Here is a 25,565-nt window from a genome sequence, read left to right on the forward strand (position 1 = left end):
AAATATTATTTTTGCAACTATGCCCATTATATTATAGTGTAGCACGGACTCCCCCCAAAAAGATAGGGGTTTCTCAAAAAAAAGAGCGATCGCACCCCCAGAAAAAATTTTTTTTTGGCCCGGCCGCCCAAGTGAAAAGGGGTTGACAAGGCGGCTGCAGGGGGGTATCATAGGGGTATGTTACATAATCGGATGCGACCAAAAATATTATTTTTGCAACTATGCCCATTATATTATAGTGTAGCACGGACTCCCCCCAAAAAGATAGGGGTTTCTCAAAAAAAAGAGCGATCGCACCCCCAGAAAAATTTTTTTTTTGGCCATCTAGGTTCACTTTTCAGAAATTCCAGCCGGGGGAAAATACGATCGCCTCTATGGGAAGCCAACTATAAATCAATAGCAAAGCGTTCACCTGGCTGAGGATTAAGCACGCGAGTTTTGAGGTTATGGCGAGCGATGAGAGAGCGAAAATCTTCTAGGTTTCCGACTACCTTTAAAGCCGCAACTAATAATCCCTCATAGGAGACATCACCAGCGGCGGCGGTTGGTAATATCACCTGTGGCTGTACCATTTTGGTTAACTCTAGGGCAGATTTTGTGCCGCGAATAATCGGACCTATCAAGGGTAAAGCCAAATCCATAATAGGAGTAATTACCACATCAATGGGAGCCAATTCTTTCAAAGTGGGGGAATGGTAGCCGTGGGGTTCATAATAGAGACTGTGGTGAGTAGTAGTATCAGAAATAACATAGCCATTTTCCACCAAAGTCGGACCAATTGGGGAACCGGGAACCGCCCTAATTTCCAGGCTGGAGCCCAGTTTAAAAGTTTCCCGATGATGCAAAGAATGAATCTGAGTATAGCCCAATTCTCGCACCACCTTAGCCGCATTGGGGGAAGCGACGACGGGAATATTTTTATCCAGTATTTTTAAAGTAGGAATATGAGCATGGTCTTCCAATCCCTGAGACAACAGGATAGCATCAATGCGATCGGGAAGGGGGCGAGTTTTCTGTTTTTCCCCTTTAAATAACCAGGGTAAATTACCAAACACCAAAGACCCCACCAACCAAGGGTCAATCAGGATAGACTTACCAGCCATCTCCACTAACCAAGAGTTACTGTCCAACCAAGTTAGATACATAAAGCATAATTGCAGATTACATCAAGATTCTATTGTGACACCAATCAGAGCATTATCGGTGTCGAGTCTTAGGAAGAAGCAGGGGGAGTCTGGGAGAATGACCGAAAACTGTAATACTCCTCTCCCCCCAACGGACACCAGGAAAAACCAGTTAAACCTAGTGGATTAACTCGATCGCCCTTTTAGTCAAAGTCTCAGCAGTCAAGCCATTAAAAGCCATCAACTGACCCGCACTAGAAGTAGTTTCTCCCCGTTTCCAGGCGAAAGTATCGCGGCGGATATTACTACGCAACATAATCGGCTCCAGCATCAAACTAGCGCCGCCTGTCACCCCAATCAAAGCATCCCCACCAAACAAATTCTCGAACAGTTCATCACTGATAAAATCCCCATCAGCTTCCGAACAAGTATCCCAAGCTACATCAGTAGGACGATACAAACGGCGGGGGTTAATCACTGAGACAATGCGAGTACCAATTCCCTCAGTTTCCAGGTAAGCCGCCGCCTCAAAAACGGGGATTAAAGTCATATCTCCAATGACAGCAAAAACCACGGTTTTATCACCTTTTACCTCTTCCAAAATCACCGCCCCATCTCGCAAGCCTTGGCGGGTTTGTTCAAAGGTGGTACGAATCGGTAAAGGAGACTTACTCGCAGTAATAGTAATGCCCTTATTTTTAGTATTGAGTGCCCACTGATAACAGACCTGGATACTATTAGCATCTGGGGGAAACAGAGCGAAAACATTACCGTTGCGTAACATAGCCGCAAAATAAGCCTCAATTTCCGGGCGTTGGTGAGTCCAGCCATTGCGTCCCTGTTCCAGAGCCCCAGCGGTAAATAACGTAATGGTGGAAGGGGTGAGGTGCCGCAACTCAGCCATCGCCTGGGTGACAGTTTGCCAAATTGGTAAACCATTGATAGCAAAAGACTCGTAGGAACACCACAGAGTCCGTGCGCCCATCAAGGCTAAACCTGCAGCCATTCCGGCGCAAGCGTCTTCACTGAGGGGCTCATAAACCTGTCCATTGGGTCCCTGGAAATAGATATCATCAGGGGTAGGGTGAATAATTTTCAGGGCTTGGTTAATGTTGTTAATACCCGAAGCAGCGTTACCATCCGCATTTGTGACCAGAAAATGGGGGTCTTTTTGGCCTACATGACCGACGATCGCCCCCATAGCGGTAGTTGCCACTTTCGGATCACCGCCCACTGTATACTCTTCTAAGGGGAGTGTACCCAAATCGGCGATCGGGTACTCAAACTCAGTTACCACTGTCTTAGAAGCCGGACCACCCCCTGCTCGTTCAATGTTTTTACGCACCAACTCCCAAGCGGCTACTGGTAGCGATCGCTCCTGGAGAGCCTTAATCATATGGGGACTGTCGAGGGTATCTCCGGGATAGAGATTGTGGGATTTCGCACCCCGCGCATGAACACCCGCCCCTTTCAGTTGTTTAATAATAAATACCGTCAATGTACCATTTAGGGCAAATTTAGCCGCTTTGTCTACTGTTTCCATCACCGCCTGGGTGAAAGCCATGCGCCGATCAATGGAAAAAGCCGTACTATCAACATAATCTCCCGGTTGGTTTTGGTCGTCGAAGTCTTTAGCATCGACTAGCAGGACTTCTTTAAAGCCGTTACCTTTCCAATAGGCGATCATTTCCTCATTGGTTTTAGTGGAGACCATGCTGTGGTGTTCCTGGCTGTAGCCATTCCACACTAATATGGGCAGGAAGTTCGTTACATTAGGATAGGCTGTGTTAAAATGCGCCATACTGCTCATCGGATAGGGCTCTCCCATACCACCATCGCCTAGGGTGAAAGGGAAGAGTTTGTCCCTGTGTAACAGAGCCGCAGCCATGGCGAAATGCTGCCCTTGTCCTAGGGGTCCGGCGGGGTTCAGTAGACCCGGAATATAACCGGAAAGATGCCCCAGCAGTCCGTGCATTTCCCGGAAGCGATCGCGCAGTTGTTGCACCGTGTAGATTTCCATGTCTTCTAAGGAGCGATCGAGGAAAACCGCGCTATAGAAGCCAGGCGCATGGTGTCCCACTTCCGTAATAATATTTTTATAACCCAGCATGACTAAAGCTGCATAGGCTTCCGCTTGGCTGGCGAAACCTCCTGGGTGTCCTGATGCTTTACTACCTGTTACCTGTAGAATTAAGTATCGCAGCGCGTCCGCATATAGCAGGGTTTGATACACTGCTACTGGGTCTTTAGGGTCAGAAATAGCCACTGTACCCTCGGCTATGGCTGGCTTTTGGCCGTAAGTTTCTAATCTGGGGAATGTTTCGCTAAAATACTGGATGCCCTGACAAAATTCGGGGGCGGAAACTGGTTTTGATGTGGTTGCGGTCATGCTTTATACCTAATTGCCTTTCCGGTTTTGATTAATATGGTAATTTATTTTACCGGACAATTGGGCGAATTTCTCCCGCCTTAAATAAAGGCGGTGCCTCAGATGAACAAAATTTGCCCTTGACCCGATAGGTTATCCCTCTGACGCACCCTACGATTGTTCCCGCCTCTATGTTTAGCTGTTTATTAGCCTTTCAATATTGTCTGCTGTTTTGATGTATCACATTTCGGTAATTTTGTCAACTATATTTAATCGATTGACTAATCAATAATTGATAATTAATAATTAACAATTGATAATGATTCATTGACCCGGTTTAGCTGGTAGCTGGTAGGGTCTGACCCATTGATAATCATTAATTGATGACAGATACAAATCAACTCACCCACCAATTGAGCAGTAATGGTATGATTATGTCGTCTCCCATCAAACCTTCTATCGAGAGATGACAATTCACCCCACAGCTATAATCGAACCGGGTGCAACATTAGGCGAGAATGTAACAATTGGACCACTGAGCTATATTCAAGCAGGGGTGACAATTGGCGACCACTGCACGATCGCATCCCATGTTACTATTCTATGTGGAACTACCCTAGGCGATCGCACCCAAGTTCATGCTGGGGCAGTATTGGGGGACACACCCCAGGATCTAGCATTCTCGGACGAACCATCCTCAGTCCAAATAGGCAATAATTGTGTAATTCGTGAGGGTGTAACTATCCATCGCGGCACTAAAGCAGGTTCAATGACTCTCGTGGGTAATGATTGCCTATTGATGGCTAACTCCCATGTAGGTCATAATGTCAAAGTGGGCGATCGCGTGATTATTGCCAATGGAGCCCTATTAGCTGGATATGCACAAGTAGGCGATCGGGCTTTTATCAGCGGTAACTGTCTCATTCACCAGTTTACCAGAGTTGGGCGATTAGCCATGATGTCTGGCGGCTGTGCTATCCAAAAAGATGTTCCCCCCTTCTGTATCACCCGCAGCCTTAGCACTAATACCGTCATGGGTTTGAATGTCGTCGGACTGCGACGGTCTGGCTTCAACGAAGGACAGCGCCGAGAACTTCAGCAAGCCTTTAAAATCCTATATAGGTCAAATCTCAATATTTCTCAAGCCCTCGAAAAACTAGAATCTGAGCTAAACTCAGAATTAGTCCGGGAGTTGTGCGAATTTATCCGCACCTCCGAGAGAGGATTATGCAAATTCATTAAATAAAATCCCGTAATTGCGATAAAATAAGAACTGGAGATTCTCCAGTTTCTAACACTTTGGACAGTAGGGCTATGCAATCAGCAGTCAATCCCCATACCGAAAAGACAATGGACGAACCCAAACCCGGTTTACCTGTGACAATTATTACCGGTTTTCTCGGTAGCGGTAAAACTACCCTTCTTAACTACATACTCTCCAACCAACAAGGCTTAAAAACAGCCGTTTTGGTGAATGAGTTTGGCGAAGTCGGCATTGATAACGAGTTAATTGTGGCTACCGACGCAGATAATACTATGGTAGAACTCAGCAATGGCTGTGTTTGTTGTACCATTAATGAAGATTTAGTTAACGCCGTCTACAAAGTCCTAGAACGCCCGGAAAAAGTCGATTATATGGTGGTTGAAACTACAGGTTTGGCTGACCCGCTACCCGTGGCTTTGACATTTCTGGGGACGGAATTAAGAGACATGACTCGCCTCGATTCTATTGTCACTATGGTAGACTGTGAAAACTTTAGTTTGGATTTGTTTAATAGTCAAGCCGCCGAGAGTCAAATCGCCTATGGGGATATTATTATCCTCAATAAAACTGATTTGGTAGATGAGGCTGATGTGGATCTGCTGGAAGTTCGCCTCCGAGACATGAAAAAAGATGCTCGCATTCTCAGGACTAAACGTTCTCAAGTTCCCCTTCCTTTGATTCTCAGTGTCGGTTTATTTGAGTCTGATAAGTATTTTGACCACACAGAAGAATCAGACCATCACCACCATGACCATGAACACGAACATCACCACCATGACCATGACCATGACCATGACCACGACCATGACCATGGACATCATTCTAACCACTTAGAAAATGATGGTTTTACTTCGATTTCCTTTGAAAGCGATCGCCCCCTATCCCTGCGGAAATTTCAATACTTTTTAGACAATCAATTAACAGCTAATATATTTCGCGCCAAAGGAATTCTCTGGTTTGATGAAAGTCCGAAACGTCATATTTTTCACCTCAGCGGTAAGCGATTTTCCATTGATGATGATGAGTGGAAAGGTTCCCCCAAAACCCAACTGGTGTTAATTGGTCAAAACCTAGATAAAGCCACCCTAAAAACTCAGATTGAAAATTGTTTCTGTAAACCTTCCCCAACTCGCGGTCAAGGGTTTTCTAGGTAATTAGATAGTAGTGGCAACCTTCTATGGTTGCCCACCTTCCCAGTCACATCAAGCAATCACTAACTGTACAATATCCCATGCGAGTTGTTATCCAAAGAGTCAAATCTTCACAGGTCACAGTTAATGGTCAAATTGTTGGTAAAATTAATCAAGGACTCAATCTGCTAGTCGGTATTTCAGCCACAGATACAGAAGCTGAAGTTGACTGGATGGCTCGAAAATGTCTCGATTTGCGATTATTTCCCGACCCGGATAATCATAGCGGACGCTGGGATAAGTCAGTGCAAGATATTGGGGGAGAATTATTAGTGGTGAGTCAGTTTACCCTGTACGGAGATTGTCGCAAGGGTCGCCGTCCATCCTTTGACCGTTCAGCGCCTCCAGAAGCCGCCGAAAAGTTATATCAGTTATTTATTGAAAAACTACGAATAAGTGGTTTAAAAGTCGCTACAGGTGAGTTTGGAGCTATGATGAATGTGTCTATTGAAAATGATGGTCCAGTCACCTTGTTATTAGAACGGGAAGCTGAGGGACATTAAACAACACATAACTAGACCATTGTCTGATGTCTATTTCAAGTTTAACATAAGATTCTCTGTTTGAGCAAGTCCTCAGCCATCATGCTTTCCACTGGCTTAGAAAAATAGTAACCTTGTCCTTGGTCACAGCCTAAACTGCGAAGTTTAGCGAGTTGTTCGGCGGTTTCTATACCTTCTGCAACCACGTTAATTTTCAATTGATGAGCCAGGGTAATAATGGCATCAACAATTTGTAGGTTTTCGTTAGGTGTGCCGATACAAGTAATAAATGAACGGTCAATTTTTAAAGTGTTAACGGGAAACCTATGTAAATAACTTAGGGAGGAATAACCGGTGCCAAAGTCATCTAAACTTAAATGGATATTACGATGAGTAAGCTGTTGTAAGAGTTGTCGAGCAGCTTCGGGATTTTCTACAATTGCCGTTTCGGTTATTTCTAGCTTCAAGTAAGAACTTTGAAAGTTATTTTTAACCAAAATCCGGTCAATTTCTTCAATTAAATAAGGCTGGGTAAACTGTTTAACTGACAAGTTAACACTCATGCGAAATTGAGGAGTAATTAATCCTTTTTTTTGCCACAGGTTTAACTGTTTAACTGCCTGGTCTAAGACCCATAAACCAATGGGAATAATTAAGCCAGTATCCTCAGCTATGGGAATAAATTCTGCGGGTGAAATGATGCCATGCTCTGGATGATGCCAACGCAAAAGAGCCTCAAAACCCATAACAGAGCCATCTTGGAGTTCAATAATTGGCTGATAGTTGAGCAAAAAGTGATGATTTTCTATTGCTAGTCGCAGGTCATTTTCTAGCTGAAATCTTCGATGAGCATCATTGTGCATTGTGCCATCAAAAAACCGATAGCAGCCGCGACCTTGACTTTTGGCTTTATACATAGCAATATCAGCATCTCGCAATACTTGTTCGGGTTCGGTGTATTCGGATGTACCGATAACAATACCAATACTAGCCTCTAAAAACAAATCTTGCTCATCTAGTTGAAACGGCCAAGTTAAAGCCTTTTGTAGACGTTCAGCGATAACAGTAACAGCTTGGGTACTATGAATATTTTCGAGTAAAATGGTAAATTCATCACCTCCAAATCTAGCTAAATTAGTGGGAGACATTTTTAAGGTTAATTGCAGTCTTCTGGCTAAGGAAATTAATAGGCGATCGCCTGTTAAATGTCCGAGGGAATCATTAACCACTTTAAAGCGATCGCAATCCAAAAATAAAACCGCAAAGCGATAATCTGGATTTTGTTTAGTTTCAGATATTGCTTGCATCAATTTATCCATAAAAAACACACGATTAGGTAAACCAGTTAAGGCATCATGGGAAGCCATATGTAGCAGTTTACTTTGTGTTTGTTGGTGATGAAGAATCTCCCTCTCTAAAAGACTATTCATTTTCTTTAATTCTTGATTAGCGGACTCGAGTTCTTCAGTCCGTTGTAGAACCCGCTGTTCCAGTTCCGCATTAAGCTGCTGAATTTGCTTATGAGCCTGTTTGAGAGCAATTTGATTTTCAATCCTAGCAATAACTTCCTCAATCTGAAAGGGTTTAGTAATATAATCTACCCCGCCAACTTCAAAAGCCTTAACTTTATCAAAAACCTCATTCAAAGCACTAATAAAAATCACCGGAATTCCCTGTGTAGTTGGTTCAGCTTGCAGTTGTTGACAAACATCATAGCCACTCATCCCAGGCATATTAATATCCAGCAAAATTAAATCGGGAGGACTGGCTGTTGCTCCCATTAATGCCATTTCTCCACTAATAGCACGCCGAACTTTATGACCGCGTTCTTCTAACAAATTAGTCAAAAGATTAAGGGTTTCCAGAAAGTCATCAACTACTAATATATGACCAGGAATAATACTCACCTCATCAGATTTCATAACTTCAATGCCGATTGAGTTAAACTAAGAATCATATCAAACCGCACCCTTTCAACCAAATCAATTAAACTTTCCCTCAGTGCCACTTGGTCTTCAGAAATATCTTCAAGAAGTTGTAGAACTAGCTTATCATCTAATTCAGTGGCTGCTTGGTGAAGTTGCAGAATCCAGTCTTTTGGCATCACTATCAAACAATTCGCCTCTAGGGGTTGATGTTGAACCAGTAATGAAGGCTGAGAATTTATCTGTTGTTCATAAATATAGCGAACACCTAGATGTTTAGCCATTTTCTCAAACAAAATCTGTTCTTCAAAAGGTTTGCGGACAAAATCATCGCATCCAGCGGAGAGGACAACGGCACGTTCTTCCTCAAAGGCGCTGGCGGTAAGAGCAATAATCACGGTGGCTTGACCTTTTAAATAGGATTTAATTTGTGTAGTGGCTTCGTAGCCGTCCATAACTGGCATTCGCATATCCATCCAAATTAGATGAGGTTCCCATTGATTCCAAATGGCGATCGCCTCTTGGCCGTTTTCAGCTTCCTGTACCTCAAATCCTAAAGGACTGAGGAATTTAACCAAAAGCTGTCGGTTACTTTCGCGGTCATCGACAACCAAAATCCGATATTTCGGTTGATTTGGAGCGAGGGAAACAATCCTTTGATGCTGGAGTTGACTACTTGCTATCTCTTCTGGGTATCCTAGACTGACCCTGATCTTAAATTTAAACACACTACCGACCCCTAGGGTACTAGATACGGAAATATCACCCCCCATTAACTGAACAAATTGTTGACTAATGGGTAAACCTAAGCCAGTTCCTTGCTGATATTTACGGCCAGTTTCTGTCTGTAGAAATGGCTCAAAAAGTTGGTCTATATCTGCGGGTGCAATACCTGGTCCGGTGTCTTCTACTGTGAACTGTAAAACCATCGGCGGCGGCTGTGGGTTGTCAATTTGATTAGGTGGGTCAATAACTTGGCTGTGGAGAGTGACAGAGCCATTTTCGGTAAACTTAACGGCATTTCCGATTAAGTTAATTAGCACTTGTCGTAGTTTCTGTTCATCACTGTTAATATAACGAGGGAGATTCGGCGATCGCACAAAAATTAATTTTAATCCTTCCGATGCGGCTCTGATAGAGAACATCTCCTCTAGGGAGTCTAGTAAACTCCACAGGTCAAAGTTGTTGATATTAAGGGAGATTTTACCCGCCTCAATTTTGGACATATCCAAGACATCATTAATGAGTTGTAGTAAATGTTCACCGCTGCGTTGAATGATATAAAGATGGTCTCTAAAATTATTCAGATTATGATTATTTTCTAAGCTAATTTGGCGGATCATCAGTTGAGTAAAACCAAGAATTGCATTTAAGGGGGTACGGAGTTCGTGGCTCATGTGAGCTAAAAATTGGCTCTTAGCTTGATTGGCAACTTCGGCGTTTTCCTTGGCTTGTCGGAGTTCTGCTGTCCGTTGTTCGACACGGATTTCTAGGGTTTCAAATAATTCTTGTAGCTGGGAACTCATCTGGTTAAAAGTTTGGGATAATTGCTCGGTTTCTTTGATTTTTTTAATATCGACTCGATGGGTGAATTCTCCGTTAGCGATCGCTTCACTAGCTTTAATCAATTGTAAAATCGGTTCTGCGATCCAACGGGAAGTGTAAACACCAAGGAAAATTGCCACAATTAAGGCTAATAAACATAACAACAAAGTGGAACGAGCGTTACTGTGAATCCTCTCCATAAAATGGGACTCGGGAATAACCACTACAATCAACAAATCTAAACCCATATTGTCCTGATAGGGTAAAACCTGCAAAAAGTGGCGTTCTTGATTGATTATTAATCTACTATTTAAGCGTTGATTGATATTAAATAAACTGCCAAAATTATCTATCAAAAATCTATATACTTGTGGCATTAAATCATCTTGGCTATGATTAATATATATGCGGGATGCTTGTTGATTTTCAATCTTAAATGGCTGTGATATCGTAGAACTAGCTACCAGCAATCCAGACCTTTCGACAATGATAATTTTACTATAATTGCAAACCTCTAAAGATTGCAGAAAATCACTAATTTTATCCAAGAAAAAGTTGCTACCAAATACCCCAATTATTTCTCCTTGAGGATTCCGCACTGCGACACTAGCAGCTAAAGCCATTCTCGGGTAGGCATGATAGGAAAAAATATCCCCCCATACGCCATCTTGAGAGGCGATCGCCGCCTGATACCAAGTCCGAGTTGTCACCACAAAATCGGGTGTTTCATTGACCATTATCACCGAATTTCCTGATTCATCCAGGCTCCAAAATTGAATGTTGCCATTAGTGTTTTTTCCCGACAACATTAAGTGAGGTTGTTGACCGTCAATGCGTGCCAACCCGATCAATTCACCAGTTTGACTGGCCCAAAAAATAGAGTCAATTAAATCAAAATTATCTAATTGGCTCCTAAATAATTTTTGCATTTGTTGACTATATTGCCCATCCCAATTATTGGACAATAGATGATCGTGATTAAGTTGATTAATCAAATTCGGAGTCATCAAGAACTGATCAAGTTTATCCTCAATGCGATTAGTAATTTCGTCCTGAAGCTGATTAACGGCTTCATTAACAGCTTGCTCGCCATTACTCCAGGACAGCCAGCCAGTTAAGCCAACAGCGACAAAAATCTGAGTGACAAAAGGAACAATCAGAAAAAACTGTAGTGGCAAATGGTCAAAAAAGTTACGGAACACTTGACAATGGTTCTCCCCAAATACCAATACTCACGACCAAGCAGGTTAACTGCTGCTGTTATGGTCAGGCATCAAGTCAACTTAAAACTAGGAATAAATACTAAGCAGACTTTCCTACTACTATTGTATCAAAAGTCACCCCCTATGGTTTAAATTCAACCACTCATCTTGTATAATGTCTTGTATGTAACTGAACCAGAAAAATGTGGATTGTTGTTTTAATGAATGTCGCCATTGCTATGGGCTGTTTTTATTTAGCCCGACGGACTTGGAGACTTCATTATAAACTAGAACGCCTAGAACGCCGGATACTTTTGCTAGACCGACGGGTAAATACGGTTCTGCAACAGACCACCCATGTTTTTGAAAAGCAACAGGTCCTCAGTTCTAATCTGAAAGGGCGATATTCGCGTCTGGAGATCCAAATCCAACAGCTTCAGAAAATATTAACCCTGTTAAATTTGGGCCTAGGCCTGTGGCGGTGGCAACGACGCAGGAGATAGAATCAAATAGGGGACTGGCTCGGTAGTATGTCACTTTTCAAGGTTGAACAAATTGCCTAAGATGAATTTACAGATATTGCTCAAAAAATATGTCAAAAAACCGTTCTGGATTATTTGTTAGTGGTCTAGTGATTGGGTCGGCCCTTGGTACAGTAGTGGGTTTACTGATTGCGCCGCGCTCTGGTCGCGAGACTCGAAAACTATTAAAAAAATCAGCGGCGACTCTCCCGGAGTTAGCGGAAGATGTATCAACCACAGTCCAAAATCAAGCTGAACGAGTGTCAGCATCAGCTTGGCGGAGTTGGGATGATACCCTAGTGCGACTTAAAGAAGCGATCGCCGCCGGACTAGAAGCAAGTCAGATCGAACGTCAGACTCTATCGGAACTTGAGAGTCGGAATTTGGCTGAACCCCAGGAGACGAAAAGCGATCGCCGTTAAAAAGCCCAAAATATCGTCTAAAGATACAAGGGTCGATCAACATTGGCGATCGCCAATTTCGATATCATAGTCTTGTCCCTTCTCGCCGAATTTTACCATTGTTGTGCTTGATCCTATTTTTTGGGTAGGACTGTCCCTATTATTGGTTGCAGTCAGCCTCACCGCCTTATTAATTGCAGCACTCCCCGCCATACTCGCCTTGGGGAGAGCAGCACGCAGCGTCGAAAAATTAGCTGATACCCTGTCGAGGGAATTTCCTCCCACCCTAGAGGCCATTCGCCTAACCGGGATGGAAATTAGCGATCTGACTGATGATGTAGCCGAAGGAGTCCAAAGTGCCAACCAAGTAGTTAAACAAGTTGATCGCAGTATTAGCAGTGCTAAACAACAAGCCAAACAACTAAAAATCGGCACAGGGAGTCTTGTCGCAGGTATCCGTGTCGGTTGGGGAACCTTCACGGGTAAAGGTCGCCCTTCCCACAAACCCAGTTTACCCCCAGAACGCTCGTCCCAGAGACTACCATCTGATCGCGATCGACTTCAGTTAGGGGGAAACTCACCCTCCTATGAAGATTATAATTCCGAAACTCGACAGCCATACGATTGAAAAAAAGCAATGGTAAACGGGTAATTAATTGACAATTAATAATTATTTCCTGTCCACTGCCAACCATTCCCAGCCATGAAAAAAGGGAACTTTAAAAAAAGCCCCCTATCAGTGTCCAGTCAAATATCGAGTAGACCACCCAATTTAATAGTTAGTCTAGTTATCCGTTTTTCCCAGTTAGGTAAAGGTATTTTCGGATTCTATAAGTTATATAATAACCTATAGAAGCATAAAAAACAAGCATCTTGTGTGAACTTTATGCAAAAATTTGTAAAGTTTAAGCCAAGCTCTTACATTCGATCTAATACCGAAATCCCCAATAGAGATAGACCCAGCCTCAAAGTTTCAGCCGTTAAGTGACACAAAGCTAAACGAGAAGAGCGATCGCATTCATCGGCCTTCAAAACTGGACAGCGGTCATAAAACTGATTAAACTTCTGGCTCAATTCAAACAGATACTGACACAATCGATTCGGCAACAACTCTTGGGCCACCGCATCGATAACCTCATGTAATTGTAGTAAATGTTTAGCCAAAGTCAACTCAGAAGGGTCTTGTAAATGAATACTCGCCCTATCCCCCACCTGTTCAAAATCAATACTCCCCTTACGGCTAATCCCCTGAATCCGCACATAGGCATATAACATATAGGGGGCCGTGTTACCCTGTAGGGAGAGCATCTTATCAAAACTAAAGATATAATCACTGGTGCGATTTTGACTCAAATCAGCATATTTAACCGCATCAATACCAACCACCTCCGCCACATGATGCACAAATTCTGGAGACTCTGCGCGTCCTTCCTGCTGTAGGCGAGTTTCCAAATCCTCCTGAGCCCGTTTAACCGCTTCGTCCAAAAGATCCCGCAGCCTAACAGTTTCCCCAGACCGAGTTTTTAGCTTTTTCCCATCCTCTCCCTTAACCAGACCAAAGGGAACATGGACCACATCCACCCCATCGGGTATCCACCCCACCCGACGGGCCACCTGCCACACCTGGGCGAAATGATTAGCCTGACCCGCATCAGTGACATAAATTAGACGAGTAGCACCTTCAGTGTTAATCCGATGACGCACCGCCGCCAAATCCGTAGTAGCGTAGTTATAGCCGCCATTAGACTTCTGCACGATTAATGGTAGGGGGTCTCCTTCCTTATTGGTAAATCCTTCTAAAAATACGCATTTTGCGCCTTGGTCTTCCACCAATAACCCAGATGCTTCCAAATCCGCCACCACTTCCGCCAACATGGGATTATAAAATGATTCACCCCTTTCTGTGAGTTTAATATCAAGGCGATCATAAATTTGTTGAAACTCCCGACGAGACTGCTCACAAAGCAATTCCCACGCGCGGCGACTATCCTCGGCTCCTGATTGTAAACGGACTACCTGCTCGCGAGAGGCTTCTTTAAACTCTTCATCCTCATCAAAGCGCTTTTTGGCTTGACGGTAAAACTCGACTAAATCGCCAATATCTAAAACATCAGCAGTAGTTAAGGCTGAGGGGTATTTTTCCTGTAGGTAACTAATCAACATCCCGAATTGTGTCCCCCAGTCGCCAACGTGATTGAGTCGTAGCACCTGATGACCTTCAAATTCCAAAATCCGAGCGATACAGTCCCCGATAATGGTCGATCGCAAATGACCAACGTGCATTTCTTTGGCAATATTGGGGCTAGAAAAGTCTACAATCACCTTTTGTGGGTCTCGATTGGGGGCGATTCCCAGCCGAGGGTCAGTTAATTTAGCATTAAGTTGGGTTTCCAGGTACTCTGATTTGAGGCGCAAATTGATAAACCCAGGTCCGGCAATTTCTGGAGGGGAGCAGATATCATCAATTTGAAGATGCTCTATAATGGTTCCCGCTATCTGGCGAGGGTTACTTTTGAGCTTTTTGGTGAGGGACATGGCGACGTTGCACTGATAATCCCCGAATTTGGGGTTACTGCTGTTAACTATTAATGGATCAGTCCCACTGACGGTTTCCCCAAAGGCATCAGTTAGGGCTGTTTCAAATCGCGATCGCATCTGTTGAATTAGAGAAGACATAATTTTGGGCTGCCGATTACGCAGTGCTTGAATTACAGAAAAGATGATATTTTTCACCGATTATATACAAATCGGCCCTTTGACCATCCCCAAGGGTGATCAACATCCATACTGGCTGATTTTATCGCATTAGGTCAACTATTCGCGGTTAAGTTATGTGGATTTATGGACTATTAAATCTGTCTTTTTTCACAGAACATAATCTACATTTACCCAAATATACACAAGCCATATAAAATAGAACATTGACCTAAATTAAACCGCGCTCTCTTGGGGCTCACTATTTACTTGATCGACAACAGGCAGTCAAAATGTTAGAAGCACTTATTTGGATAGGGATTTTTGCAGTTAGTCTCGCGGTTCTGATCTATGCTTCCGATTCCTTTACAGAATCAGCTAGTAAACTGGGGCTATTTTTCGGATTGAGTCCCTTTATTGTGGGCGTGACCATTGTGGCGATCGGTACCTCTCTTCCCGAACTGGTTTCTTCTCTGGTAGCCGTTTATCGAGATACCTCAGAAATTGTAGCTAGTAATGTTATTGGTTCTAATATTACTAACATTTTTCTGATTGTTGGGGTCGCCGCCGTTATCAGTAGTCCGATGAAGATTAATTATGACCTGATTTCTGTGGATTTACCTATGTTGGTGGGCTCCGCTATTCTGCTCTATTTTACCATTAGTGATGATGTTTTTTCTACCGGAGAAGCTCTGTTATGTCTCATCGGATTTTTGATTTATCTGGTTTATATTATCCGAGAAGGTCAACAGAATAATAACCCTGAAGTTGACGATGAGGTTAACTCGACTCGATTTGTTATTGTGAATGTGGCGATTGTGGTTTTGGGAGCTGTTTTTATCTTTGTCGGCGCTAACTATACCATTGAATCAATTATTAAACTCTCGGAAATCTTCAATCTGGGAACTGAGATTATTGCAGTTACTGTCGTGGCGTTGGGGACATCTTTACCCGAATTAGTGGTCACCATTTCTGCCGCTAGAAAAGGCGATGCAGAAGTGGCGATCGGAAATGTGGTCGGCTCCAATATTTTTAACTCCTTAATCGTTATGGGAGTGCCGGGACTGATTAAACCTTTAGATATCCCTGATGATATCTTAATTAATGCTCTTCCGGTCATGCTGGCGGCGACTTTACTGTTTTTCTTTGTCACCCAAGATAAACAGGTAACACAATGGGAAGGATTGCTATTTTTTGTGCTTTACGGTTGGTTTGTTGGTCACATTTTTGGCTGGTTATAAACTGTCCCCAGCAGACTAACTCCCCAAACCAATAGCCGGTCATCAGTAGGGGCGAGATTTTTCGCTCTTACTGATGATTAACAAAGGTCAAGGGAGTCTGAAGTTGATTTGGCTACGTCAGCATCATCAGAGCTGGCTTTTTTTTGTCAGTTTAAGCTGTTCTTCGATTTGGTCACCAACTGCGATCGCCTATTTTCCCCCTTCCCTATGACTCATAGGGATTACGGTTCACCGTTTGAGCAATTCTAAGCTGCTCTTGAATCATATCTCGGTGACTCAAAAGCGGTTCACTGGGAACTGTCCGACCCGCTACAGTTCTGCGAGCCGGAGGGGGAGGAGGAGTAGGACGACTCTGGGGAGATGCTAATGGTGCGATCGCATCCTTGAGCAATTTAATTGCACTGTTACGAGCATCTGTTTGTTTGGGTAACAAATCTATTAGCTCCCGGATAGTTTGTTCATACTGGACTTCTTCGGGAGATATCAACGGCGTAGACAATCTAATTGGATCTCGCTGAACAGCAGCGATCGCCTGACGCACCGTTTCCTGTATTTTACTTCTGTAGGTTTTCGCTCGTTGCTCCTGTTTGTTTCTACCCTCCTGACAAGACGCATACAACGGCGGCAGACGATTAAGAGCGTAGGTTGCTACTTCCACCCGACTAATATACTTTAGTAAATTCTCCGACAGACGCTTTAACTGACGATCAATTTCTTCATCTACCCAAATCTCCATCACATTTTGGTATTTTGGCGGTTTGTTATCGTTAGTAGTATTCATTTAATCAATTCTATAGTAATAGTTCTATATTTAAATCAATAGCATATTGCTTCTGGATTTGCTCAAGATTCTCTGTCCCCTTATCAAAAATTTACGCAATTTTGAGCAAATTTTATAAATCCCAACCTTTTGTAAAGAACCACAATACAATAAGGGGTTATGCCCATCATGGGTATAACCACCCACAAATACTCCCAGGACAAGTTACAGGACTATAGGGGATGAGCCTCCTAGTCACCTTTAGGGATGCACTTTTAGTCCTGATATTTATCGTGACATTAGATTTATAATAGATAGTAAATTATACGAACACCTAGTTGGTCACATTTTATACTCAATATATATTAACCAATCCAATTATGAATAGATTAAAATTGCAGTTAGCCAAAATCTTCAACCGCAGACAACTATCTAAACTGATAAGATCCCTGGCTAAACTACTGCGAGAATTGATAGAAATCTTGTTAATTTTAGTAGCTGTTTTCCTGTTAATTTCTGCCATTCTATATATAGAAGATACCCTACAAGCCAACACCGAATGGGGTAAATTCTTTATAAATGCCCTAGAAAAGTCAAGAATACTTGGCACATTTGAAAGCATCAGTATTGTCACAGCATTAGTAATTTATGTCAGACAAGGAAAAAAGAAATCTCATTACGAAGCATGGCAAGTAATTGACTCAGCTCAAGGCATTAAAATTAGCCATGCTCGCATTAAAGCCTTAGAAGAATTATCCAAAGACGGAGTAAGTCTTAAAGGCTTATCTTTACCAATGGCTGATCTCGAACAAGTCACCTTGGTAGACACCGACTTTAAAGAAGCCAATCTGAAAACCGCTAAACTACAGGAAGCCAACCTAAAAGGCAGTACCTTTGAACTCACACAACTGCAAGGCGCTAACCTATGGAAAGCCAATTTACAGGAATGTTTTTTTCTACTCACCCAACTCCAGAAAGTCAACCTAAATGCAGCCAACCTACAAAATGCTGAACTTCAGGGAGTCAATTTATTAGAAGCTAATTTACAGCAAGCCAACCTACAGGGAGCCTACATTTTAGGAAACTTACAAGGAGCCAACTTTCAAGAAGCCAATTTAAAAGGTGCAAACCTTCAGGGAGCCTATCTTCAGGATGCTAACTTTAAACGAGCCAACCTGCGGGGAGTCAATCTTAAAGATGCTAATTTAACCGGAGTTAATTTTGAAGAAGCCCATTTACAAGGCGCTAACCTGCAAAATGCTCAGGGATTAACCACTCAACAAATTAGAGTAGCAAAAAATTGGGAGCAAGCTCGTTATTCTAAGGCTTTTATATTGAGTTTAGGACTACCTCAAGATTCATCATTGGTCAACCCAGAAGAGTTGACCTAAATCTACCATTATTCAATGAAATATACCCATAAATTGGGGATAGCTCAATCAAAACTCAACCATCCCCAAATTTGATTAGGTGTTAATTCCAACTGGAGACAATCCAAAACAGGTAGCACAGTATCTCCCTCATACAACTCTATTTTTTGTTCAGGAAACACCAGAATCACACTGCCATCTTCATCTGGATTAATTAACCATCCCAGCTCCGTACCATTTCTTGAACACAATAACAACTTAGACAGCACTCTAGTCAGGTTTTGTTCTGGTGATAAAATTTCAATACACCAGTCAGGATATGTTGTAAAGCGATTAGCAATTCTCCCAGAAGGTTCGCGAGGAATTCTTGACCAGCGAAATACAGAAATATCTGGTACAATTGACCTGCCATCAAAAGTGCAGCGCAATTCAGGAAAGGCATAAGCAATTTTGTCTGTTTCTGTTACCTGATTAATCGCGCCGCCAAGTTTCCCCTGTAGTCTGCTATGTTCTCCCTGTGGCATAACTTTCTGAGTAATTTCTCCATTGATAAATTCTGACGCTGGCTTAGTTTCTGGAAGTTTCAGAAACTCCTCCAACTCAAGCTGAGGTTGGGTAATTGTAATCATGTCAGTTCTGTTAAGAGTAAACTGGATTGTATCTTAGACAAGAGATGAGTTGGTGTACATGGCCACCAAGTTAAGCCTAAACCAACTATAACATCTACAGTTTAGAGCATTCAGCCAACTAGGAGTTGAGGGTATGAGAATATTAGTAACGGGTGGAGCCGGATTTATTGGTTCCCATTTGATTGACCGACTAATGGAGCAGAAACACGATGTTCTGTGTCTGGACAACTTTTTCACGGGGAATAAGGATAATATTCTTAAATGGATTGGGAATCCTTATTTTGAACTGATCCGCCATGATATCACTGAGCCAATTCGCCTAGAGGTGGATCAGATTTATCACTTGGCTTGTCCTGCTTCCCCTGTACATTATCAATACAACCCGGTCAAGACCATTAAAACTAATGTCATGGGGACCTTGAATATGCTGGGTTTAGCCAAACGGGTCAAGGCTCGATTTTTGCTGGCTTCCACCTCGGAAGTTTACGGAGATCCAGATGTTCACCCCCAAACTGAAGAGTATCGGGGTAATGTTAACTGTATTGGTCCCCGTTCCTGTTATGATGAGGGGAAGCGGGTGGCGGAAACTCTGGCTTTTGACTACTACCATCAAAATAACGTAGATATTAGGGTGGCGCGCATCTTTAATACTTTTGGACCCCGTATGCTGGAAAATGATGGACGGGTGGTGAGCAATTTTATTGTCCAAGCTATCCGGGGAATTCCTTTAACGGTTTATGGTGATGGTTCCCAAACCCGCAGTTTTTGCTATGTTTCGGATTTGGTGGAAGGACTGATTCGCCTGATGAATGGGGACTATATAGGGCCAGTGAATTTGGGTAATCCGGGAGAATATACGATTTTGGAGTTGGCTACCAAAATTCAACAGATGATTAATCCTGATGCTGAGATTCAATATAAACCCTTACCCCAAGATGATCCGAAGCAGCGACAACCGGATATTACCAAAGCTAAGAAGTATCTGGATTGGGAACCGACGGTACATTTAAATGATGGACTCAAGCTAACCATTGAAGATTTTCGGAGTCGGGTTATCCTTGAGAGTAAGTAATTTAGGTAATTGCCGATTGATGGGTCTTCTACAATTCTAAATGGTTGTGCTAATAAATCATGGCACTGCTATAACTCCTGTTGTATCAATCATTTGAGGAAGTTTGTATGCGTGTTTGTGTAATCGGTACTGGATATGTGGGTTTAGTAACCGGGGTTTGTTTGGCTCATACAGGTCATGATGTGATTTGTGTGGACAACAACGAAGAAAAGGTTAAGTTGATGAAGTCGGGACAGTCCCCAATTTATGAGCCGGGACTTTCGGAGTTGATGAAGTCCTGTGCGGAGTCTGGGAAGTTGTCTTTTACTTCTGACCTGAAAGCTGGGGTTGAACATGGGGATATTTTGTTTATTGCGGTGGGAACCCCTCCCCTACCAACAGGAGAAAGTGACACTCGATATGTGGAAGCAGTGGCGCGAGGAATTGGTGCTAATTTGACCCGTGGATCGGGTTATAAGGTGGTGGTGAATAAGTCTACGGTTCCTATCGGTTCGGGGGACTGGGTGCGGATGATTGTTCTTGATGGTTTTACTGAACAACAAAAGGAACAAGGAACTTCTGGGTCGGCGGGAGAATTGCAGTTTGATGTGGTTAGTAACCCGGAATTTCTGCGGGAAGGTTCGGCGATTTTTGATACTTTTAATCCCGATCGCATTGTGTTGGGAAGCAATAGCCAAAAGGCTTTGGGTCTGATGCAGGAATTATATCAACCCATTGTAGATCGTAAATATGCTGATGATCCCGATTTACCTCCGGTTCCGGTGGTGATGACTGATTTAAGTTCGGCGGAAATGGTCAAATATGCGGCTAATTCCTTCCTGGCGACTAAAATCAGTTTTATTAATGAAATCGCCAATATTTGCGATCGCGTTGGTGCTGATGTTAAACAGGTAGCCACTGGTATCGGTTTAGACTCCCGTATTGGTAACAAATTCCTGCAAGCTGGTATTGGTTGGGGGGGCTCCTGTTTCCCTAAAGATGTGTCGGCTTTAATTCATACCGCCGATGATTATAATTATGATGCCAAACTGTTGAAATCAGCCGTGGAGGTCAATGATCAGCAGCGGGTAATTGCGATCGAAAAATTGCAGCAAGTTCTCAAAATTCTCAAAGGTAAAACCGTTGGTTTACTGGGGTTAACCTTTAAGCCCGATACTGATGATATGCGGGATGCACCGGCTTTAAATTTGATTGAACAACTCAGCCGTTTGGGAGCCAGGGTGAAAGCCTATGACCCGATTATTTCCCAAAGCGGAATGCGTCATGGTCTGTCTAACGTGATGGTGGAAACCGACCCAGAATTGATGGCTGATGGTTGTGATGCTTTGGTCTTAGTAACCGATTGGGAACAGTTCCAAAACCTTAACTATGCCAAAATGGTTAAATCTATGCACACTCCTGTTATCATCGATGGTCGGAATTTCTTAGACCGCAAAAAACTCCAAGAACTTGGTTTCCAATATGTGGGAATTGGACACTAACTTAGGATGAGTTAGTTTAATCCGCTAATTACAACTAATCAGAAACACTGAGATATCTTGATCAATCTGGTTTCTGCGAAATTAAAAGACGGAAGATATTACCAACCTTCCGTCTTTATTTATTTGTTGATTTAGCGGTTAATTACAGAGGATTCTAGGCGTTAGAATCGTTAGTAGGTAGGAGAGCTTCTACAGAGGTTTCGGGAGCGATTTTGGGAGCTACAAACCCGCCTGAGTAAAGCACTGAACCGCGTTGTTGTTGAGCAAATACCGGGAATATTTCACGCACTTGAGAAGCAACTTCAACAGTTTTTACATCATAGGTTTGAGTCGCTACTTTCGGATATAAACCAATCCCGATAATTGGTAACAGTAGACAGGTGGCAATCATCACTTCGCGAGGTTTGGCATCTCCTAGATATTTTTCAATGTTGAATCCGCCACTATTTTCACCGTAGAACACCACCCGCAATAGGTTGAGTAAATAAATGGGGGTTAAAATTAGACCGACAGCAGCTAAACCGATGACTACAATTTTGAAGTTGGAACTGTAGATATCGCTAGTTGTGATGCCGAGGAAGATAGTTAATTCTCCGACAAAACCACTCATTCCAGGTAGTGCTAAAGAAGCCATTGAACCAGCAGTGAATAGGGCAAACACTTTAGGCATATCTTTAGCCATACCGCCCAATTTGGACATTGATAGGGTGTGGGTACGTTCGTAAGTAACACCTGCTAGGAAGAACAGCATGGCGGCGATTAAACCGTGGGAAATCATTTGCAGAACTGCGCCGTTAAGTCCCAATTCAGTTAAGGAAGCAATACCCAGGAGGACAAAACCCATGTGGGAGATAGAGGAACAAGCTAATCGACGTTTGAGGTTATCTTGAGCAAAGGCGCTTAATGCACCGTAGACAATATTAACTACTCCTAGAATTGCCAGAATTGGGGCAAAATACAGGTGAGCGTTGGGTAGCATTTCCATGTTCATGCGGATTAAGCCGTAACCACCCATTTTCAGGAGAACACCCGCTAAAATCATGGATACAGGCGCGGATGCTTCGCTATGAGCATCAGGTAGCCATGTGTGGAGAGGGAAGATAGGGAGTTTGACGGCGAAGGCAATTAGGAAGCCTGCATACAAGAATAATTCTAAGGCTAGGGGATAGTTTTTGTGAGCGAGGGTACTAATGTCGAAACTGAGGTTGGAGCCGTAGAATGCCATTGCTAGGGCGGCGACTAGGATGAAGATGGAACCTAGGGCAGTATATAGAATGAATTTAGTCGCTGCATAGAGGCGCTTTGCTCCACCCCAGATGGAAATCAGGATATAAACGGGAACCAGTTCTAGTTCCCACATCAGGAAGAATAATAGCAGGTCTTGGGCTGCGAATACTCCCATTTGGGCGGAGTACAGCACTAATAAGAGAAAATAAAATAGTCTGGGCTTGTTGGTGACGCGCCAGGAGGCTAGAATAGCTAATGTATTAACGAAACCTGTTAGTACGATTAGGGGCATTGATAGGCCATCTACTGCCACTGACCAGTTCAGCCCTAATTGGGGAATCCAACTATAGGTTTCGGCTAGTTGGAATGTTGAATCGTTGAGATTGTAGTTAGTCCAAAAGCATACAATTGTCAGAACTAAGTCTATCAAACCGACTCCTAGGGCATACCAGCGGATAGTTTTGCCTTCTCGGTCGGGAATTAGGGGAATGGCAAAGGATGCCAATAGGGGAAATAGGATAATTGCTGTTAGCCAGGGAATTTGACTGCTCATGGTCAGTGTGAGAATAAATACCTATTGCTTGCTTGTTAGTGAATTATACTCAAAGAGTAAAGTTTTGTTAAGCCTTTGGGCAAACTTTTTTTCGAGATTGTCTAAATCCACTACACAGTAAGGGTTTCAGGCTGTGATTTTTTTTTGATCCTGGGTTATCCTTGACTGCATGGATTGAGTATAGTCTATGATAATAGGTATGTCAACTTATTTGAGTCTATCTATCTGGGGGTGTCAGTGGACCATTTTTAGGGACTTTGGTTGAAAAAGATGGATATTTATTCAGAAGCGACAAACTCTGTGTCACAATTGGGATCGGTTTAACCCATTTGTTAAGAAGTATAAAGCTGTCATCAGTTATGGAACCCCTTTATCAATATGCCTGGTTAATTCCGGTGTTGCCCCTCTTTGGTGCGATGCTGGTGGGCATAGGGCTAATCTCATTGAACAAAGCCACTAACAAAATTAGACAGGGAAGCGCTATATTCCTGATTTCCCTGTTAGGTGCATCAATGGTTTTGTCCTTTGCTCTCCTAGCCAGTCAAATCAACGGCCATGAATCCTACACTCATATAATTGAGTGGGCGGCGGCTGGAGACTTTAAAATCAGTATGGGCTACACAATTGACCATCTGACCGCTGTGATGTTGGCGATCGTCACCACTGTAGCCCTATTGGTCATGGTCTACACCGACGGCTATATGGCTCATGATCCAGGATATGTTCGTTTTTATGCCTATCTGAGCCTATTTAGCTCGTCTATGTTGGGTCTGGTAGTTTGTCCCAACCTGCTACAAGTCTATATTTTCTGGGAATTGGTAGGGGTATCTTCCTACCTACTGATCGGGTTTTGGTACGATCGCAAACCAGCAGCAGATGCCTGTCAAAAAGCCTTCATCACTAACCGTGTCGGTGACTTTGGTCTGCTGTTAGGCATCCTCGGTCTGTATTGGGCGACTAACACCTTTGAATTTGAGTTAATGGGGTCTCGCCTAGAATACCTAGTAGAAAGCGGGTCCATTAGTGGGGCGCTGGCTGCTATATTTGCCATCCTAGTGTTCTTGGGTCCCGTAGCCAAATCCGCTCAATTTCCCCTCCATGTTTGGCTTCCTGACGCAATGGAAGGCCCGACCCCCATTTCTGCTCTCATTCACGCCGCCACCATGGTAGCGGCTGGGGTATTCCTGATCGCCAGAATGTACCCCGTGTTTGAGGGTATCCCCGTGGTGATGACTACGATCGCCTGGACTGGTTGCTTTACTGCCTTTTTAGGCGCTAGTATCGCCATCACCCAAAACGACATCAAAAAAGGACTCGCCTACTCCACCATTTCCCAGCTAGGCTATATGGTCATGGCAATGGGTGTCGGTGCTTATAGCGCCGGACTCTTCCACCTAATGACCCACGCCTATTTTAAGGCAATGTTGTTCCTGTGTTCGGGTTCGGTTATTCATGGTATGGAAGCCGTAGTCGGACACGACCCGGTTTTAGCCCAGGATATGCGACTAATGGGGGGACTGCGGAAATATATGCCCATTACTAGCACCTGCTTTTTGATTGGGACTCTGGCTATTTGCGGCATTCCTCCCTTTGCTGGCTTCTGGTCAAAAGATGAGATTCTCAGCAGTGCCTTTGCTTCTAATCCTGCCCTGTGGGTGGTAGGCTGGCTAACGGCTGGTATTACGGCATTTTATATGTTCCGTATGTATTTCAGCACCTTTGAAGGTCAATTTCGGGGTAATGATACAACCATACAGCAACAGCTAACGGCGGCGGCTAATGGCCCTAATTATGCCTTTGGTCCGGGTGCGATGAACCCAGAGGAACTACATAGCGATGATCATGGTCATGGTCATGATCACGGTCATGGTCATAGTGATACTCCCCATGAGTCTCCCTGGACTATGACTATTGCTTTGATGGCTTTAGCTGTTCCCTCTGTGTTTATTGGGTTATTAGGAACTCCCTTTAATAACTATTTCGAGATGTTTATTCACGCTCCCGGGGAGTCAATAGCTGAGGTGATGGAACAGTTGGCTGAGTTTGAACTCGGCGAATTTGTGATTATGGCGGGGAGTTCCGTTGGCATTGCTTTGATTGGTATTACTTTGGCATCCTTGATGTACTTGAAACATCAAATAGCTCCAAATGCGATCGCTCAAAAAATCCAACCTCTTTACCAATTCTCCCTCAACAAATGGTATCTCGACGATATTAACGACCTCCTATTTGTCAAAGGAAGTCGCCGCCTCGCCCGTCAAATTCTCGAAGTTGACTATCGAGTTGTTGATGGTGCCGTTAACTTAACAGGTTTAGTGGCTTTAGTCACCGGAGAAGGTCTCAAATACTTAGAGAATGGTCGCGCCCAATTTTACGCCCTAATTGTATTTGTAGCAGTCCTCGGCTTTGTCGTATTTTCCGGCATTGGCTAACTGCAATTACCTCCGTGTTTCCGTAATTTGGGGAAGTGGAAAATCTCCGGTTTAACTAACCATTAGATTCACAACACTTTCCCA

General features: G+C 43.4%; 19 protein-coding genes. 11 read left to right on the forward strand and 8 right to left on the reverse strand.

Going from position 1 to position 25,565, the window contains the following annotated elements; translation table 11 throughout:
- Positions 1-386 precede the first annotated feature (386 nt).
- On the reverse strand, positions 387-1,145 hold the full coding sequence (locus P5674_RS09990; protein WP_006620045.1) for an MBL fold metallo-hydrolase: 759 nt from the start codon (positions 1,143-1,145) through the stop codon (positions 387-389).
- A gap of 157 nt (positions 1,146-1,302) precedes the next feature.
- The gene (locus P5674_RS09995; protein WP_006620044.1) at positions 1,303-3,513 is read right to left on the reverse strand and encodes a transketolase; all 2,211 of its coding nucleotides are present in this window, start codon (positions 3,511-3,513) and stop codon (positions 1,303-1,305) included.
- Positions 3,514-3,958: 445 nt separating this feature from the next.
- On the opposite strand from P5674_RS09995, the gene lpxA reads away from it, so the two are divergent.
- The 3 genes from lpxA to dtd all read left to right on the forward strand — a co-directional run bounded on the left by lpxA (position 3,959) and on the right by dtd (position 6,449).
- On the forward strand, positions 3,959-4,738 hold the full coding sequence (lpxA, locus tag P5674_RS10000) for an acyl-ACP--UDP-N-acetylglucosamine O-acyltransferase (protein WP_006620043.1): 780 nt from the start codon (positions 3,959-3,961) through the stop codon (positions 4,736-4,738).
- Positions 4,739-4,806: 68 nt separating this feature from the next.
- The gene (locus P5674_RS10005; RefSeq protein WP_006620042.1) at positions 4,807-5,910 is read left to right on the forward strand and encodes a CobW family GTP-binding protein; all 1,104 of its coding nucleotides are present in this window, start codon (positions 4,807-4,809) and stop codon (positions 5,908-5,910) included.
- Positions 5,911-5,987: 77 nt separating this feature from the next.
- Positions 5,988-6,449: a D-aminoacyl-tRNA deacylase gene (gene dtd, locus P5674_RS10010; RefSeq protein ID WP_014277018.1), complete on the forward strand. Its 462-nt coding sequence runs from the start codon at positions 5,988-5,990 to the stop codon at positions 6,447-6,449.
- Between the two features lie 41 nt (positions 6,450-6,490).
- Here dtd and P5674_RS10015 read toward each other — a convergent pair whose 3' ends face one another.
- Together P5674_RS10015 and P5674_RS10020 are read right to left on the reverse strand one after the other, a co-directional pair.
- Entirely contained in the window at positions 6,491-8,350 is a 1,860-nt protein-coding gene (locus tag P5674_RS10015; protein WP_315669969.1) for an EAL domain-containing protein, read from the reverse strand.
- Positions 8,347-11,100 (reverse strand): ATP-binding protein, encoded by a 2,754-nt coding sequence (locus P5674_RS10020; protein ID WP_315669970.1) that lies wholly within the window; start codon positions 11,098-11,100, stop codon positions 8,347-8,349. The genes P5674_RS10015 and P5674_RS10020 overlap by 4 nt, the downstream gene beginning before the upstream one ends.
- A 203-nt stretch (positions 11,101-11,303) precedes the next feature.
- Here P5674_RS10020 and P5674_RS10025 point away from each other — a divergent pair, with 203 nt between their 5' ends.
- The 3 genes from P5674_RS10025 (at position 11,304) to P5674_RS10035 (ending at position 12,650) form a co-directional block, all read left to right on the forward strand.
- Positions 11,304-11,603: a hypothetical protein gene (locus P5674_RS10025; protein WP_315669971.1), complete on the forward strand. Its 300-nt coding sequence runs from the start codon at positions 11,304-11,306 to the stop codon at positions 11,601-11,603.
- Positions 11,604-11,692: 89 nt separating this feature from the next.
- Positions 11,693-12,043, forward strand: coding sequence for a YtxH domain-containing protein (locus tag P5674_RS10030; protein WP_006620037.1), 351 nt, complete (start codon positions 11,693-11,695; stop codon positions 12,041-12,043).
- Positions 12,044-12,146: 103 nt separating this feature from the next.
- On the forward strand, positions 12,147-12,650 hold the full coding sequence (locus P5674_RS10035) for a hypothetical protein (RefSeq protein ID WP_006620036.1): 504 nt from the start codon (positions 12,147-12,149) through the stop codon (positions 12,648-12,650).
- Between the two features lie 290 nt (positions 12,651-12,940).
- Here P5674_RS10035 and argS read toward each other — a convergent pair whose 3' ends face one another.
- Positions 12,941-14,698 carry an arginine--tRNA ligase gene (gene argS, locus P5674_RS10040; RefSeq protein ID WP_014277013.1) on the reverse strand — a complete coding sequence of 586 codons (1,758 nt, stop codon included), beginning with the start codon at positions 14,696-14,698 and terminating at the stop codon, positions 12,941-12,943.
- Between the two features lie 311 nt (positions 14,699-15,009).
- Between argS and P5674_RS10045 the strand changes: the two genes are divergently transcribed.
- Positions 15,010-15,957 (forward strand): calcium/sodium antiporter, encoded by a 948-nt coding sequence (locus tag P5674_RS10045; RefSeq protein WP_006620034.1) that lies wholly within the window; start codon positions 15,010-15,012, stop codon positions 15,955-15,957.
- Positions 15,958-16,162: 205 nt separating this feature from the next.
- Here P5674_RS10045 and P5674_RS10050 read toward each other — a convergent pair whose 3' ends face one another.
- Positions 16,163-16,738 (reverse strand): late competence development ComFB family protein, encoded by a 576-nt coding sequence (locus P5674_RS10050; RefSeq protein ID WP_006620033.1) that lies wholly within the window; start codon positions 16,736-16,738, stop codon positions 16,163-16,165.
- 359 nt (positions 16,739-17,097) lie between these two features.
- Here P5674_RS10050 and P5674_RS10055 point away from each other — a divergent pair, with 359 nt between their 5' ends.
- Entirely contained in the window at positions 17,098-18,108 is a 1,011-nt protein-coding gene (locus tag P5674_RS10055) for a pentapeptide repeat-containing protein (protein WP_006620032.1), read from the forward strand.
- Between the two features lie 44 nt (positions 18,109-18,152).
- Here the strand turns inward: P5674_RS10055 and P5674_RS10060 are convergent, their stop codons facing one another.
- Positions 18,153-18,716 (reverse strand): Uma2 family endonuclease, encoded by a 564-nt coding sequence (locus tag P5674_RS10060; RefSeq protein ID WP_006620031.1) that lies wholly within the window; start codon positions 18,714-18,716, stop codon positions 18,153-18,155.
- A 133-nt stretch (positions 18,717-18,849) separates the two neighbouring features.
- Between P5674_RS10060 and P5674_RS10065 the strand changes: the two genes are divergently transcribed.
- Both P5674_RS10065 and P5674_RS10070 read left to right on the forward strand, forming a co-directional pair.
- Entirely contained in the window at positions 18,850-19,788 is a 939-nt protein-coding gene (locus P5674_RS10065) for a UDP-glucuronic acid decarboxylase family protein (RefSeq protein ID WP_006620030.1), read from the forward strand.
- Positions 19,789-19,895: 107 nt separating this feature from the next.
- Entirely contained in the window at positions 19,896-21,269 is a 1,374-nt protein-coding gene (locus P5674_RS10070; RefSeq protein ID WP_006620029.1) for a UDP-glucose dehydrogenase family protein, read from the forward strand.
- 154 nt (positions 21,270-21,423) lie between these two features.
- Here P5674_RS10070 and P5674_RS10075 read toward each other — a convergent pair whose 3' ends face one another.
- The gene (locus P5674_RS10075) at positions 21,424-23,049 is read right to left on the reverse strand and encodes an NAD(P)H-quinone oxidoreductase subunit 4 (protein WP_006620028.1); all 1,626 of its coding nucleotides are present in this window, start codon (positions 23,047-23,049) and stop codon (positions 21,424-21,426) included.
- A gap of 359 nt (positions 23,050-23,408) precedes the next feature.
- Between P5674_RS10075 and P5674_RS10080 the strand changes: the two genes are divergently transcribed.
- On the forward strand, positions 23,409-25,481 hold the full coding sequence (locus tag P5674_RS10080) for an NAD(P)H-quinone oxidoreductase subunit 5 (protein ID WP_006620027.1): 2,073 nt from the start codon (positions 23,409-23,411) through the stop codon (positions 25,479-25,481).
- Positions 25,482-25,565 lie beyond the last annotated feature (84 nt).

This window comes from Limnospira sp. PMC 289.06, assembly GCF_032350395.1.
Lineage (GTDB): Bacteria > Cyanobacteriota > Cyanobacteriia > Cyanobacteriales > Microcoleaceae > Limnospira > Limnospira platensis.

Bases quoted from the DNA above. Each gene is read 5' to 3' on its own strand.
- P5674_RS10075 (WP_006620028.1), bottom strand. From the start codon at position 23,049: ATGAGCAGTCAAATTCCCTGGCTAACAGCAATTATCCTATTTCCCCTA.
- P5674_RS10080 (WP_006620027.1), top strand. From the start codon at position 23,409: ATGGAACCCCTTTATCAATATGCCTGGTTAATTCCGGTGTTGCCCCTC.
- lpxA (WP_006620043.1), top strand. From the start codon at position 3,959: ATGACAATTCACCCCACAGCTATAATCGAACCGGGTGCAACATTAGGC.
- argS (WP_014277013.1), bottom strand. From the start codon at position 14,698: ATGTCTTCTCTAATTCAACAGATGCGATCGCGATTTGAAACAGCCCTA.
- P5674_RS09990 (WP_006620045.1), bottom strand. From the start codon at position 1,145: ATGTATCTAACTTGGTTGGACAGTAACTCTTGGTTAGTGGAGATGGCT.
- P5674_RS10070 (WP_006620029.1), top strand. From the start codon at position 19,896: ATGCGTGTTTGTGTAATCGGTACTGGATATGTGGGTTTAGTAACCGGG.
- P5674_RS10030 (WP_006620037.1), top strand. From the start codon at position 11,693: ATGTCAAAAAACCGTTCTGGATTATTTGTTAGTGGTCTAGTGATTGGG.
- P5674_RS10050 (WP_006620033.1), bottom strand. From the start codon at position 16,738: ATGAATACTACTAACGATAACAAACCGCCAAAATACCAAAATGTGATG.
- dtd (WP_014277018.1), top strand. From the start codon at position 5,988: ATGCGAGTTGTTATCCAAAGAGTCAAATCTTCACAGGTCACAGTTAAT.
- P5674_RS10025 (WP_315669971.1), top strand. From the start codon at position 11,304: ATGTGGATTGTTGTTTTAATGAATGTCGCCATTGCTATGGGCTGTTTT.
- P5674_RS09995 (WP_006620044.1), bottom strand. From the start codon at position 3,513: ATGACCGCAACCACATCAAAACCAGTTTCCGCCCCCGAATTTTGTCAG.
- P5674_RS10005 (WP_006620042.1), top strand. From the start codon at position 4,807: ATGCAATCAGCAGTCAATCCCCATACCGAAAAGACAATGGACGAACCC.
- P5674_RS10045 (WP_006620034.1), top strand. From the start codon at position 15,010: ATGTTAGAAGCACTTATTTGGATAGGGATTTTTGCAGTTAGTCTCGCG.
- P5674_RS10065 (WP_006620030.1), top strand. From the start codon at position 18,850: ATGAGAATATTAGTAACGGGTGGAGCCGGATTTATTGGTTCCCATTTG.
- P5674_RS10015 (WP_315669969.1), bottom strand. From the start codon at position 8,350: ATGAAATCTGATGAGGTGAGTATTATTCCTGGTCATATATTAGTAGTT.
- P5674_RS10060 (WP_006620031.1), bottom strand. From the start codon at position 18,716: ATGATTACAATTACCCAACCTCAGCTTGAGTTGGAGGAGTTTCTGAAA.
- P5674_RS10055 (WP_006620032.1), top strand. From the start codon at position 17,098: ATGAATAGATTAAAATTGCAGTTAGCCAAAATCTTCAACCGCAGACAA.